Here is a 13140-nt window from a genome sequence, read left to right on the forward strand (position 1 = left end):
GTTCCTCCGGACTCAGGGGGCGTCGTCGGGCCCGGCCGGGGACAGCGGCAGCCGCGCGGCGACCCGGAACCCCCCGTCCGGCAGCGGCCCGGCGTCCAGTGAGCCGCCCGTCAACCGTACGCGCTCCCGCATCCCGACCAGACCGTGGCCCGTCCCCGCCGTCTCCAGCGGCGAAACCGGCCGTTTCGGCGGGCCGTTGACGACGAGCACCGTCAACTCCTCGCCGTCCGAGGTGACCGAGACCCGGGTCCGGGCACCGGGCGCGTGCCGGACCACGTTCGCCAGCGCCTCCTGCACGATCCGGTACGCGGACAGGTCAACAGCCGGCGGTATGTCACCCAGACCGGCGGCCAGCGACAGTTCGGCGGGAAGCCCCGCCCGCACCGTCGCCTCCACCAGCTGCTGCAAGCGGCCGATGCCCGGCTGCGGGGCCCGTTCGCCCTCCGCACCGTCACCGCGCAGCACCACGAGCAGCCGCCGCATCTCGGCCAGCGACTCCCGCGCGCTCGCCGCGATCGTCCCGAACTCCTCCCGCGCCTCGTCCGAAAGCTCCGGCAGCCGGTAGGGCGCGGAGTCCGCCTGGACGGTGATCACGGACATGTGGTGGGCGACGACGTCGTGCAGCTCCCGGGCGATCCTGGCCCGTTCCTCCAGCAGCGTCCGCCGGGCGCGCTCCGCCTCGCTGACGGTCTCCTGCTCGGCGAGCCGGCGCTGCGCGACGCGCCGTTCCCGTACCGCGGCGCCGATCACCAGCACCACGGCCGCGCACAGGGGCAGCAGCAGCGCGGTGCCGCCGCTGCGGTCCGCGCGGACCAGGTGGAGGATGAGGCTCGCCGCCCCGGTCGCCAGCCAGACGGCGACGAGAACCCGCCGGGACCTGCGCAGGGCCAGCGCGAGGAGCAGGAAGAGACAGGCGATGAGCGGTGCGGGCGGCCACGGCCACACGTCGTACTCGCGGGCCGGCTGCCCCAGGAGCACCAGCGCGCCCGCGACGTCCGCCGGGAAGACGATCCACCAGGCCCACAGAGGGCGGTGCGCCATCAGCAGCAGGGGCCCGGCCTGGGTGACGGCGAGGGTGGTGGCGACCGCGCCGCCGAGCCCGTACTGATCGAGGAGATTGGCCAGGGTGATGGGGAGGAAGAGCGCCGTCAGGACCACGGCGGCGGCCTGCGGCAGGAATCTCGTCCACCGCCGGGGACCAGTGGTGCGCGCGGGGGCGGACGCGGGTATCGGCTCGGCCATCTCGGGCGGCGGCCGGGCTACAGCTCGGCCAGGAGCTGAGCCTTCTTGGCGCTGAACTCCTCATCGGTCACCAGACCGGCCCGGTGCAGCTCCCCGAGGTGGTGGATGCGCTCCGCGATGTCGGCCGGATCACGCCGGGCGGCCGCGGTGAGGGCGCCGGCGGCCGGGGGCGCGGACTGCTTCCTGCGTACGGATTCGAGGACGGCCGCCGCGAAGGGCAGCGACTCGTGGACCGGGCCGTAGCCGAGCCCGAAGATCACCGCCGCGGGATCCTGGTCGGCCCGGGCGGGCCTGGGTATCACCGGCTGGAGGCCGGTGGCCGTCCCGTCCGCCGCGGGGGCGGTGAGCCCTCCGGACGCGGGGACCGCGGTGTCCGTGCCCCTCGGCAGCAGCCGCAGGTAGCCCTCCAGGCCCTCCGGCGAGCGCCACTCGACCCCGCACAGATCCGTGACCGGGAACGTCTGGTCGCCGGCCTTCCACTTCTCCGACGAGGCGCCGGTCCAGGACCAGCGGAAGGAGATCCGCTCACCGTCGAAGCCGGCCCGCCCGTCGTACGCCTTGAACTGCATCGGGGCCTCCGGGGCCGCGACGAGGAAACGGTCGGCGGGTTCGCCCGAGTCCGCGCCGAGGCAGGACCGCAGCTCGTCCGCGTAGTACTCGGCAAGGGTCTCGCGGGCGGCGGGGAGCACCAGCCGGTACGGGTCGCAGCCGTCCTTCAGCTGCCCTGCGGCGGCTTCCAGGAGCGGGTCGGCCCCGGGGCGCGGGACGGCACGCAGCACCACCGTGCCCCGCCTGCCCGGGGTCAGCGTCACCGACGACAGCGCCGCGTGCGGGACGCGGCGCTCACGGAGGCTCTGGAGGAGTCTCGGTGTGCGGATACCCCGTTCGTAGCGGATGAGCACGGAGTCGGCGTCGAACTCCCAGGTGGCATGAATTCCGGCCAGCACATCACCCATGCGCCTCATCGTATGCGGCACTTGCCCGCCCCGTCCCCTCTCGGCGTCGACCGCTTCCGGAGGCCGGAGGCGGTGTCTCTACGCGTGTCAGGCTGTCGCGTTGGCGTACACCCCGTCGTTGCAGGTGCTGTCGGCCGGTGCGCAGGTCACCGACGTGTATGCGCCAACTCCGATCGCGGCGAAGTTGTCCAGGCTCTCGGTGCCCGGTTCGAAGTAGCCGCTGTGGCCGAGCGCGCCGTCCGCCGAGACGACCCGGGCGCCGAAGTCGTGGTCCACCGGATCGGCGCCGTGCCCGAGGCCCCCGAACTCCAGGTTCGGCACGTCCTCGATCCAGTCGCCGCTGTCCCGCATCGCCCACACGCGCGCCCGGGTGTGCAGCTGTCCGGCGTTGTCCGCCCGCATGCCCGGGCTGCCGGCCACGGCGATGTCCTCGACCCGGCCGGGCAGCCTGCTCGCGGCGACCCCGCACAGAACGGAGCCGTAGCTGTGGCAGAACAGTGAGACGGGAGCCGGCCCCGGAAGCGCCCGGACGAGCGCGTCGAGCCGGACCGCCCCGCGTTCGGCGAGGTTGCCGAGGGCGGCGTCCATGCCGATGCCGACGGGCGTGGTGTAGTCGGCCCAGGCGATGACGGCGGTGCGCGCCTCGGGGCTCGCGGCGCGCTCGGCGGCGTACAGCGACTTGGCCATGCCGACGGGCGCGGCGTTGGTCTTGGCGCCGGTGCGTTCCAGGGTCAGCAGATTCGTGTCGACGCCGGGCACGACGAGCGAGATGCGCCGTGCCCGGTCCAGGTCGCCGAAGACCTCGGCGGCGAGCCCGCGCCCCGACGGGTCGAACGCCAGGAAGTGGCGGTCCCCGGCGAGCATCGAGCGGAATCGGTCCAGGCGGTGCTGGGCCTCGGCGCGGCCGGACGCGGAGAGTCTGGTGTCGTGGACGCGTTTGCGTTCGACCGCGCCGGCCTGCCCGATCGCCCGCCGGTTCGCGCGGTAACGCGTGGTGACCGGGGCGCCGTTGAGGTTCCCCACGACGAGCGGGTATCTGTCGGCGAGGTGCGCGCGCTGCCCCGGTGTCAGCGTGGCGAAGAAGTGCGCCAGCTTGTACGGCGCGGTGTCGGCGTCAGGCAGCGGCCGGCCCGCTATCGACCCTTTGGCCCAGGCGGCCAGCGCGAGCGCGCGGGAGTCGCCGGAGCGCTGGTGGTGCACGGCGGTCCAGCCGGTCGTCGCGAGCATCACGAAAACGACCGCGACGGCGAGCAGGGCGCGCCAGGCGGTGAGCGTGGGGGAGGAGTCGAAGGAAGTCACTCCGGACCACCCTAGGAGACGGGTGGAGCCCGTTCGGGAGCAGGGTGACCCAGATCACTCGACTGTGCGGAAGGACACCGCGATCGCCTCACCCTGCGTGCGGCCTTGCGGCACGCTCCGCGCCTTTCGCGTCAACCCTGTGGGGGTTGTCACCTTTCGGGGTGAACTCGGACTCCAACCCTTCCGATTACTCTCCGTAATCAAGCAGAGTGGGTTTCGGGAGATCCGCATCGGTGGACGCCCCGCATCAGCAGTCCGTCACGGCATGTCCATCACACGTCCATCACACGGGGGTTCCACTCACATGCGTACGACCGTAGCCGCAGCCGTCCTGGCCGTCACCGCCCTGTTCCTGTCCGCACCCGCCGGGGCCACCACACCCGCCGCGCCCGTCCGGCTCGGGGACTGCGGGAGCGGGCAGCTGTGCCTCTGGGCGAAGCCCGACTTCACCGGGGCCCGGCAGACCCACGAGCTGTCCACCATCGACATCGAGAGCTGTGTCCCGCTGCCACCCGGCACCACCGCCCAAGCCCTGGCCAACCGCACCGGCCGGCCGGTCACGACCTACCAGTCCGCCGAGTGTGCGGAGACCGGTGAGTTCGAGACGTACCCGGGCGGCGGCACCTGGCTGCCGCGTTCGCCCTACCAGGTGCGCGCCTTCAAGGTGTGGGAGAACTGACCGGCTCCGGACGCGCCGCGGGGCGGCGGCACCCTCCCCGGGTCCCACCGCCCCGCACCGGACCGGTCTCCGCGCCCGCGTTACGCGTCGCCGCCCGCGGCCCCCGGATCGGCCGAGGCCACGTCCAGCAGCTCGTAGCGGTCGACTGCCGTCTTCAGCGCCGACCGGTCCACCTTCCCGTCCTTCGCCAGCTCCGTGAGCACCGCGAGCACGATCGACTGCGCGTCGATGTGGAAGTACCGCCGCGCCGCGCCCCGTGTGTCCGCGAACCCGAACCCGTCCGCGCCCAGCGACTGGTACGCCCCCGGCACCCAGCGGGCGATCTGGTCCGGCACGGACCGCATCCAGTCCGACACCGCCACGAACGGCCCCTGGGCCCCGGACAGCTTGCGCGTCACGTACGGCACGCGCTGCTCCTCCTCGGGGTGCAGCAGGTTGTACCGCTCCACGTCCACGGCCTCGCGCCGCAGCTCGTTCCAGGAGGTCGCCGACCAGACGTCCGCCTTCACGTTCCACTCGTCGGCGAGGATGCGCTGCGCCTCGACCGCCCACGGCACCGCCACACCGGAAGCCAGGATCTGGGCCGGGATCTCGCCCTTCTCCCCGCCGCTGTAGCGGTAGACGCCCTTCAGGATGCCCTCGACGTCGACATCGGCGGGCTCCGCGGGGTGCTGGATCGGCTCGTTGTAGACGGTGAGGTAGTAGAAGACGTCCTCGTTCTCCTCGGGGGTCCCGCCGTACATCCGGCGCAGACCGTCCTGCACGATGTGCGCGATCTCGAACCCGAACGCGGGGTCGTAGGCCACACAGGCCGGGTTGGTCGACGCCAGCAGTTGCGAGTGCCCGTCGGCGTGCTGGAGCCCCTCGCCGGTCAGCGTCGTCCGGCCGGCGGTCGCGCCCAGCACGAAGCCGCGCGCCAGCTGGTCCGCCATCTGCCAGAACTGGTCGCCGGTGCGCTGGAAGCCGAACATCGAATAGAAGACGTACACCGGGATCAGCGGCTCGCCGTGCGTCGCGTAGGCGGAGCCCGCGGCGACCAGGGAGGCCGTGCAGCCCGCCTCCGAGATGCCGTCGTGCAGCATCTGCCCGGTCGGCGACTCCTTGTACGCGAGCAGCAGATCGCGGTCCACCGATTCGTACTGCTGCCCGAGCGGGTTGTAGATCTTAGCGCTCGGGAAGAAGGCGTCCATGCCGAACGTGCGGTACTCGTCGGGCGCGATCAGCACGAAGCGCTTGCCGATCTCCTTGTCCCGCATGAGGTCCTTCAGGATGCGGACGAACGCCATGGTGGTGGCGATCGACTGCTGACCCGACCCCTTCTTCGCCGCCGCGTACGTCTTGTCCTCGGGCAGCGGCAGGGGCTTCGCGCGCACCACCCGGGTCGGGACGTAGCCCCCCAGACCCTTGCGGCGGTCGTGCATGTACTGGATCTCCTCCGAGCCGCGGCCCGGGTGGTAGTACGGCGGGTTGCCGTCCTCCAGCTCCTTGTCGGCGATCGGGATGTGCAGCCGGTCCCGGAAGCGCTTCAGATCCTCGGCGGTGAGCTTCTTCATCTGGTGGGTCGCGTTGCGGCCCTCGAAGTTCGGCCCGAGGGTCCAGCCCTTGACCGTCTGCGCCAGGATCACCGTCGGCTGGCCCTTGTGGGCCTTGGCCGCCGCGTAGGCCGCGTACACCTTGCGGTGGTCGTGACCGCCGCGCCCGAGGTGCAGGATCTGCTGGTCGGTCATGTCCTTGACCATCTCGCGCAGCCTCGGGTCGTCCCCGAAGAAGTGCTCCCGGATGTACGCGCCGGTCTCCGTCGCGTACGTCTGGAACTGCCCGTCCGGGGTCGTGTTCAGCTTGTTGACCAGGATGCCGGTGCGGTCCTGCGCCAGCAGCGGGTCCCAGGAGCGGTCCCAGACCAGCTTGATCACGTTCCACCCGGCGCCCCGGAACTGGGATTCCAGCTCCTGGATGACCTTGCCGTTGCCGCGCACCGGGCCGTCGAGGCGCTGGAGGTTGCAGTTGACGACGAAGGTCAGGTTGTCCAGGCCCTCGCGCGCGGCGATGGACAGCTGGCCGAGCGACTCCGGCTCGTCCATCTCGCCGTCACCGAGGTACGCCCACACATGCGAGTTCGACGTGTCGGCGAGGCCGCGCGCCTCCATGTACCGGTTCATCCGCGCCTGGTAGATCGCGCCGAGCGGACCGAGGCCCATCGACACCGTCGGGAACTCCCAGAAGTCCGGCATCAGCCGCGGATGCGGATAGCTGGACAACCCGTTCGGCGCCTTCGACTTCTCCTGGCGGAACGCGTCGAGCTGCGCCTCGCTCAGCCGGTCCAGCAGGAAGGCGCGGGCGTAGATCCCGGGCGAGGCGTGCCCCTGGAAGAAGATCTGGTCGCCGCCCAGACCGTCGTCCTTGCCCCGGAAGAAGTGGTTGAAGCCGACGTCGTACAACGAGGCCGAGGAGGCGAACGTGGCGATGTGACCGCCCACGCCGATCCCCGGACGCTGGGCGCGCGAGACCATCACGGCCGCGTTCCAGCGGGTCGCGTTGAGGATCTTGCGCTCGATCTCCTCGTCACCGGGGAAGAACGGCTCGTCCTTCGTGGCGATCGTGTTGACGTAGTCCGTGCTGCGCATCTCCGGCACGGCGACGCGCTTCTCGCGCGCGCGCTCGATGAGCCGGAGCATGAGGTAGCGGGCCCGCTCACGGCCGCGCTCGTCGACGGCGGCGTCGAGGGAGTCGAGCCATTCCTGGGTCTCTTCGGGATCAAAATCCGGGACCTGGCTCGGAAGGCCGCCAATGATGATCGGGTTGCGATCGGATCCGGAAGCCACGCTGTTCCTTCGCTGTTCGGTGCTGCGCTTCGGGGCCTGTAACGGGAGTCCTGCCCCCGGACGAGAAGTACGTGTACGCCAACCCATCGTGTACCGCCGAATCGCGTACGTCATCTCTACCGAGAGGTAACCGCGAACGCGTCCCCCGCCCCGTTCCGCCGGGGCGGATGGACGGCCGTCGAGTGGGTATCGGTGCAGGCAGAAGGTCTCGGACAGGATGGGGCACGCGGGGTGAGAGGGGACGGAACGCAACCATACGCCCAAGGCGTGCAAGTGTTCCCAAAAGCTGCTCGGCTCCGAATGCCGGACCGAAACGGCATAAGCTGTCCAAGGACGTAGGACGCGACAGGAACGGAGGAGGACGCGAAGCCCTCGCAGGGAGCTGTCTGAAGGGCGGCGACGTGACAGGAAACGTCACCGTTTAGGCGGTCTCGCACGCTGGGTACTTGCGCGATCCGCCGCTCCCGTGTGGACTACGGCCAACGCCCCGCGCACGCGCGTGGCTGAAGCATTTTCCGAAACATGATCAGGAGGCAACCCGTGAGCGCGACCGCGGACCACGCGGAGGAGCGGACCAACCCGGCGGCACGCCTGGGGTTCGAGCCCGGACAGGTGGTCCAGGAGATCGGCTACGACGACGACGTCGAGCTGGAGCTCCGTGAGGGCATTGAGGCCATTACCGGCCAGGACCTTGTCGACGAGGACTACGACGACATCGCTGATGTCGTCCTGCTGTGGTTCCGCGACGAGGACGGCGACCTTACGGACGCGCTGGTGGATGCCATCGGTCTGCTCGAGGACGGCGGCGTGGTCTGGCTGATGACGCCCAAGACCGGCCGCGACGGATACGTCGAGCCGAGCGACATCAACGAGGCCGCCCAGACCGCCGGGCTCGCCCAGACCAAGAGCGTCAACGCGGGCAAGGACTGGTCGGGAAGCCGTCTCGTCACGCCCAAAGCGGCCAAGGCCAAGCGCTGACCCCACCAACCCCTGAAGGCCCCCGACAGGCATCACGCCGGCCGGGGGCCTTCGTACGTCCGGCTCGCACATCCGTGTCCCGGATACCCGCCGGCTTGATCCACGCGTACGCGGGAAGCTTTCCCGGGTGCCGTACGGGCGCCCGGGGGGTCTGCGTAGGGTGGGGGTCACCCGGACAGTCCAGCCCGGTGACGTAGCGAAGGGACGCGTTTTCATGGCGATCGAGGTCGGCACCCAGGCCCCGGATTTCGAGCTGAAGGACAACCACGGCCGGACCGTGAAGCTCTCCGATTTCCGTGGCGAGAAGAACGTGGTGCTGCTGTTCTACCCGTTCGCCTTCACCGGCGTCTGCACGGGCGAGCTGTGCGCGCTCCGTGACGAGCTGCCCACGTTCGAGAACGACGACACGCAGCTGCTGGCCGTGTCCAACGACTCGATCCACACCCTGCGCGTCTTCGCCGAGCAGGAGGGTCTGGAGTACCCGCTGCTCTCCGACTTCTGGCCGCACGGCGAGACCTCGCGGGCCTACGGCGTCTTCGACGAGGAGAAGGGCTGCGCGGTGCGCGGCACCTTCATCATCGACAAGGAGGGCGTGGTGCGCTGGACGGTCGTCAACGGTCTGCCCGACGCGCGCGACCTCAACGATTACGTCAAGGCGCTCGGCACCCTCTGATCCGGCTTCGGGCGGATCGCGGGCCGACCCGGGGCGGAAAGCCTGTTTCGGCCGGGAACCGGTCACTAGGATCCACTCGTTGATCGGATGTCAACACGACGTGGAGGCGCCGGCACCGGCCGGCCCCCAAGAAACCAATGGGAGGACTCGTGGGAGTCAGCCTCAGCAAGGGCGGCAACGTCTCGCTGACCAAGGCCGCGCCCAACCTGACCGCGGTCATCGTGGGTCTCGGCTGGGACGCCCGTACCACCACCGGCGGGGACTTCGACCTCGACGCCAGTGCTCTGCTGACGAACGCCGAGGGCAAGGTCGCCAACGACGGCAACTTCGTCTTCTTCAACAACCTCAAGAGCCCCGACGGCTCCGTCGAGCACACCGGTGACAACCTCACCGGTGAGGGCGAGGGCGACGACGAGGTCATCAACGTCAACCTGGCCACGGTCCCGGCCGACGTCGACAAGATCGTCTTCCCGGTCTCGATCTACGAGGCCGAGAGCCGCCAGCAGAGCTTCGGCCAGGTCCGCAACGCGTACATCCGCGTCGTCAACCAGGCCGACAACAGCGAGCTCGCGCGCTACGACCTGTCCGAGGACGCCTCGACCGAGACCGCCATGGTCTTCGGCGAGCTGTACCGCAACGGCGCGGAGTGGAAGTTCCGCGCCATCGGCCAGGGCTACGCCTCCGGTCTGCGCGGCATCGCGCAGGACTTCGGCGTCAACGTCTGACCTGCCCGGGGCCCCGGCCCCGGCACCAGCATTCCCGTCCGGCGCCGCACCACGTGCGGCGCCGGACGCGCTCGACGGACAGTTCTTCCGGCCGCAGGGGTTCGGCCGGCGGCTCCGTCCGGTACAAAGACGGTTCATAGACTCGGGGAGGACACACCATGGGCGTCACGCTCGCCAAGGGAGGCAATGTCTCCCTCTCCAAGGCCGCACCCAATCTCACCCAGGTGCTGGTCGGGCTCGGCTGGGACGCACGATCCACGACGGGGGCCGACTTCGACCTGGACGCCAGCGCGCTGCTGTGCCAGTCGGGCCGGGTCCTCGGCGACGAGTGGTTCGTGTTCTACAACAACCTCACGAGCCCCGACGGCTCCGTCGAGCACACCGGTGACAACCTCACGGGCGAGGGCGAGGGCGACGACGAGTCGATCATCGTGAACCTCACGCAGGTCCCGGCCCATTGCGACAAGATCGTCTTTCCGGTCTCCATTCACGAGGCCGACAATCGCGGTCAGACTTTCGGCCAGGTCAGCAACGCTTTCATCCGCGTCGTCAATCAGGCCGACGGCCAGGAACTCGCGCGGTACGACCTCACCGAGGACGCCTCCACGGAGACCGCGATGATCTTCGGCGAGCTCTACCGCTACAACGGAGAGTGGAAGTTCCGTGCGGTTGGTCAGGGGTACGCATCGGGGCTGCGAGGCATCGCTCTAGACTTCGGGGTCAACGTTTCGTAAAGCCGCGCACGGCGCGGGGGAGCCCCGTGCACATCGGGGGAGACCCGTTACATACATGATGGGGTAGCCAGTGCTTCTGAAAACCTTCGGGTGGTCGTTCGCGATCACCGTGATCGGCCTGGTGGCCGCGTTCTTCTACGGGGGGTGGGAGGCGTTCGGCGTTGTGGCGATCCTTTCCGTCCTGGAGATCTCGCTCTCGTTCGACAACGCGGTGGTCAACGCCGGGATCCTGAAGAAGATGTCCGCCTTCTGGCAGAAGATCTTCCTCACGGTCGGCGTGCTGATCGCGGTCTTCGGTATGCGGCTGGTCTTCCCTGTCGTGATCGTGGCCATCACGGCGAGCCTGAATCCGATCGACGCCATCGATCTCTCGTTCAACGACCCGGACCGCTACAAGGAACTGGTCACGGACGCCCACCCGGCGATCGCCGCCTTTGGTGGCATGTTCCTGCTCATGATCTTCCTCGACTTCATTTTCGAGGACCGTGACATCCAGTGGCTCCGCTGGCTGGAGCGCCCGCTGGCCAAGCTGGGCAAGGTCGACATGCTGTCGGTCTGCATCGCGCTCATCGTCCTGCTGATCTCCGCGATGACCGTCGCCACCCACGCCCACCAGCACGGCGGCGGACACGTGGACAAGGCGGAGACGGTCCTGCTCTCCGGTATCGCGGGTCTGATCACGTATCTCATCGTCGGCGGGCTCTCCGGCTACTTCGAGGACAAACTCGAAGAGGAGGAGGAACGCGAGCACGAGCAGGAGGAAGAGGCCAAGCGGAGCGGCAAGAAGATGTCCGCGGTCGCCCTCTCCGGCAAGGCCGCCTTCTTCATGTTCCTCTACCTGGAAGTCCTCGACGCGTCCTTCTCGTTCGACGGCGTGATCGGCGCCTTCGCCATCACCAACGAGATCGTGCTCATGGCGCTCGGCCTCGGCATCGGCGCCATGTACGTCCGTTCGCTCACGGTCTACCTGGTCCGCCAGGGCACCCTGGACGACTACGTCTACCTGGAGCATGGCGCGCACTACGCGATCGGCGCGCTGGCCGTGATCCTGCTCGTCACCATCCAGTACGAGATCAACGAGATCATCACCGGTCTCGTCGGCGTCGTCCTGATCGCCTGGTCCTTCTGGTCCTCCGTCCGCCGCAACAAGGCGCTGGAGGCCGAAGAGGGCAACAGTGAAGTGAGCGCCGGGGTGTGACCCGGTAGGAATTGAGGGAACGCTCTCTGCGGGGCGGCTCGTACGGCAACGGTTCCGGGACACACCCGGAGGCGGCCCGGAGCCGCCCCGCAGTGGTGCGTGCGTCGGATGCGCCGCGTGCGACGGGTGAGGGACCGAGAGGGCGGGGTCGGGGATGGCGTTCTGGAACAACCTGTGGCCGGGGCGGGAAACACAGTTCGAGTCGGGCAGCGCGGCCACCAACTCCATCGTGCTCACCCGGCGGCACGCCACGGTCTCGCTGACCAAGCAGGGCGCGCTGAGCGGCAACCTCCGCGTCAACCTCTCCTGGCGCATGCGCACCTCGGACATCGGGGGCCGCTCCCGGCAGAGCGGCCGGCTGCTGCGCCCCTTCAAGCTCTTCCAGCCGGAGGCCGTCCAGGCGCACACCCAGGGGATGGTCAACGTCGACCTGGACCTCGGCTGCATGTACGAGCTGGCGGACGGCACCCGGGGCGTGGTGCAGCCGCTGGGCAATCTGCTCGGCGATCTGAACGGGCCGCCCTACATCAGGCTCAGCGGCGACGACCGGTTCGGCGCCCCCTCCGGCGAGACGCTCTACGTCAACCTCGACCAGCGCGAGCACATCAAGCGGCTGCTGTTCTTCGTCTACATCTACGACCAGACGCCCGCCTTCGACCGCACGCACGCCAAGGTGACGCTCTATCCGGGCAACGGGCCGCGCATCGAGATCGAACTGGACGAGCGCGCCCCGCAGGCCCGCTCCTGCGCGGTGTTCACGGTGGAGAACATCAAGGACGAGCTGATCGTGCGCCGCGAGGTGAAGTTCGTCTACGGCTTCCAGTCCGAGCTGGACCGGATGTACGGCTTCGGCATGCAGTGGGGGCGCGGCTACAAGAGCCGCGCCTGAGGGCCGCCCGTGCGCCCGCCGGCGATCACGGGACAGCCCTTGGGCCGTGTCCTCAGGGCCGTATGAACTGGGGGCCCTGCGGAGGCAGCACGAAATTCGGGTCGGGAGCGGGCGCCGCCGCCGCAGCGGGCTGCGGGTAGCCGTAGGCGGGCTGCGCGGAGGTCGGCTGGGGATAGCCGTACGCGGGCTGCGGCGCCGGGGCGGCGGTGGGCTGCGGGTAGCCGTAGGAGGGCTGCTGGTGCAGCACGGTCGCCTGCGAGTCCGGTGCGGGGGCCGGGGCGGGCGGGACCGAGGGCGGCGCCGGGGTGGGCTGCCGGGGTTCGGGTTCCGCCTCGTCGACCGAGATGCCGAACGCGGTCGCGAGGCCGATGAGCCCCGTCGGATACCCCTGCCCGACCGCCCGGAACTTCCAGCCGTCCCCGCGCCGGTACAGCTCGCCGCAGATGATCGCGGTCTCCTCGCCGGTCTCCGCGCGCACGTCGAACACGGCGAGCGGTTCGCCACCGGCCGCCGCCGCGTCGTGGATCATGATGCGCAGATCGCGCACGGCGCCGAAGGCGGCCCCGTCCGAGGACGCGGCGATGACCACCTGGTCGACTGACGGGTCGAGCGCGTTCAGGTCGGCCTCGATGGTGTCCGTCAGGCCCTCCGGCAGGCTGCGCTTGGGCAGCCTGCGCACCAGGCCCGAGGGATGGCGCGGCTGGTTGTAGAAGACGAAGTCCTCGTCCGAGCGCACGCGCCCGCCGGCGCCGAGCAGCAGGGCCGAGGCGTCCACATCGGGCACCCCGGCACCCGGCGTCCAGCGCAGCACGGCCCGTACGGCCATGGCGTCGAGGGGGACGTTCGAGCCCTTCACCATCGCGTGCGTCATGCCGGTCATCCTGCCTGCTGGCCGCCCGTGCGGACAACGCGGGGGCGGGGTCCGTCTCCCGGCGGCCGGACGGA

The 13140-nt window shown here is 69.9% G+C and carries 12 protein-coding genes; 7 read left to right on the top strand and 5 right to left on the bottom strand.

Annotated elements, in window-relative coordinates:
• Nucleotides 1-12: 12 nt before the first annotated feature.
• The 3 genes from G3I41_RS24770 to G3I41_RS24780 form a co-directional block, all read right to left on the bottom strand.
• On the bottom strand, nt 13-1242 hold the full coding sequence (locus tag G3I41_RS24770) for a sensor histidine kinase (protein WP_164402584.1): 1230 nt from the start codon (nt 1240-1242) through the stop codon (nt 13-15).
• Between the two features lie 17 nt (nt 1243-1259).
• Nucleotides 1260-2198: a DUF4429 domain-containing protein gene (locus tag G3I41_RS24775; RefSeq protein WP_164402585.1), complete on the bottom strand. Its 939-nt coding sequence runs from the start codon at nt 2196-2198 to the stop codon at nt 1260-1262.
• Nucleotides 2199-2285: 87 nt separating this feature from the next.
• Nucleotides 2286-3497 (bottom strand): alpha/beta hydrolase, encoded by a 1212-nt coding sequence (locus G3I41_RS24780; protein ID WP_164402586.1) that lies wholly within the window; start codon nt 3495-3497, stop codon nt 2286-2288.
• 304 nt (nt 3498-3801) lie between these two features.
• Here G3I41_RS24780 and G3I41_RS24785 point away from each other — a divergent pair, with 304 nt between their 5' ends.
• Entirely contained in the window at nt 3802-4176 is a 375-nt protein-coding gene (locus tag G3I41_RS24785; protein ID WP_164402587.1) for a peptidase inhibitor family I36 protein, read from the top strand.
• Between the two features lie 80 nt (nt 4177-4256).
• Here the strand turns inward: G3I41_RS24785 and aceE are convergent, their stop codons facing one another.
• Nucleotides 4257-6998, bottom strand: a complete 2742-nt coding sequence (gene aceE, locus G3I41_RS24790; protein WP_164402588.1) for a pyruvate dehydrogenase (acetyl-transferring), homodimeric type — start codon at nt 6996-6998, stop codon at nt 4257-4259.
• Between the two features lie 540 nt (nt 6999-7538).
• On the opposite strand from aceE, the gene G3I41_RS24795 reads away from it, so the two are divergent.
• The 6 genes from G3I41_RS24795 to G3I41_RS24820 all read left to right on the top strand — a co-directional run bounded on the left by G3I41_RS24795 (nt 7539) and on the right by G3I41_RS24820 (nt 12195).
• Nucleotides 7539-7976 (top strand): DUF3052 domain-containing protein, encoded by a 438-nt coding sequence (locus G3I41_RS24795; protein ID WP_018103344.1) that lies wholly within the window; start codon nt 7539-7541, stop codon nt 7974-7976.
• Nucleotides 7977-8190: 214 nt separating this feature from the next.
• The gene (locus tag G3I41_RS24800) at nt 8191-8649 is read left to right on the top strand and encodes a peroxiredoxin (RefSeq protein WP_164402589.1); all 459 of its coding nucleotides are present in this window, start codon (nt 8191-8193) and stop codon (nt 8647-8649) included.
• A 149-nt stretch (nt 8650-8798) separates the two neighbouring features.
• Nucleotides 8799-9374: a TerD family protein gene (locus tag G3I41_RS24805; RefSeq protein ID WP_164402590.1), complete on the top strand. Its 576-nt coding sequence runs from the start codon at nt 8799-8801 to the stop codon at nt 9372-9374.
• Nucleotides 9375-9532: 158 nt separating this feature from the next.
• The gene (locus G3I41_RS24810) at nt 9533-10108 is read left to right on the top strand and encodes a TerD family protein (RefSeq protein WP_018103347.1); all 576 of its coding nucleotides are present in this window, start codon (nt 9533-9535) and stop codon (nt 10106-10108) included.
• Between the two features lie 70 nt (nt 10109-10178).
• Nucleotides 10179-11306: a DUF475 domain-containing protein gene (locus G3I41_RS24815; RefSeq protein WP_164402591.1), complete on the top strand. Its 1128-nt coding sequence runs from the start codon at nt 10179-10181 to the stop codon at nt 11304-11306.
• Between the two features lie 154 nt (nt 11307-11460).
• Nucleotides 11461-12195, top strand: a complete 735-nt coding sequence (locus G3I41_RS24820; RefSeq protein ID WP_164402592.1) for a Tellurium resistance — start codon at nt 11461-11463, stop codon at nt 12193-12195.
• A 52-nt stretch (nt 12196-12247) separates the two neighbouring features.
• On the opposite strand, the gene G3I41_RS24825 is transcribed toward G3I41_RS24820, so the two are convergent.
• Nucleotides 12248-13066, bottom strand: a complete 819-nt coding sequence (locus G3I41_RS24825; protein ID WP_164402593.1) for a TerD family protein — start codon at nt 13064-13066, stop codon at nt 12248-12250.
• Between the last annotated feature and the right edge of the window lie 74 nt (nt 13067-13140).

Origin of the sequence: Streptomyces sp. SID9727, from assembly GCF_010550605.1 — a bacterium.
Taxonomy (GTDB): domain Bacteria; phylum Actinomycetota; class Actinomycetes; order Streptomycetales; family Streptomycetaceae; genus Streptomyces.

Excerpts from the sequence above, each read along its gene's own strand:
- G3I41_RS24770 (WP_164402584.1), bottom strand. The coding sequence starts at position 1,242 with ATGGCCGAGCCGATACCCGCGTCCGCCCCCGCGCGCACCACTGGTCCC.
- G3I41_RS24775 (WP_164402585.1), bottom strand. The coding sequence starts at position 2,198 with ATGGGTGATGTGCTGGCCGGAATTCATGCCACCTGGGAGTTCGACGCC.
- G3I41_RS24785 (WP_164402587.1), top strand. The coding sequence starts at position 3,802 with ATGCGTACGACCGTAGCCGCAGCCGTCCTGGCCGTCACCGCCCTGTTC.
- G3I41_RS24800 (WP_164402589.1), top strand. The coding sequence starts at position 8,191 with ATGGCGATCGAGGTCGGCACCCAGGCCCCGGATTTCGAGCTGAAGGAC.
- G3I41_RS24810 (WP_018103347.1), top strand. The coding sequence starts at position 9,533 with ATGGGCGTCACGCTCGCCAAGGGAGGCAATGTCTCCCTCTCCAAGGCC.
- G3I41_RS24820 (WP_164402592.1), top strand. The coding sequence starts at position 11,461 with ATGGCGTTCTGGAACAACCTGTGGCCGGGGCGGGAAACACAGTTCGAG.
- G3I41_RS24825 (WP_164402593.1), bottom strand. The coding sequence starts at position 13,066 with ATGACGCACGCGATGGTGAAGGGCTCGAACGTCCCCCTCGACGCCATG.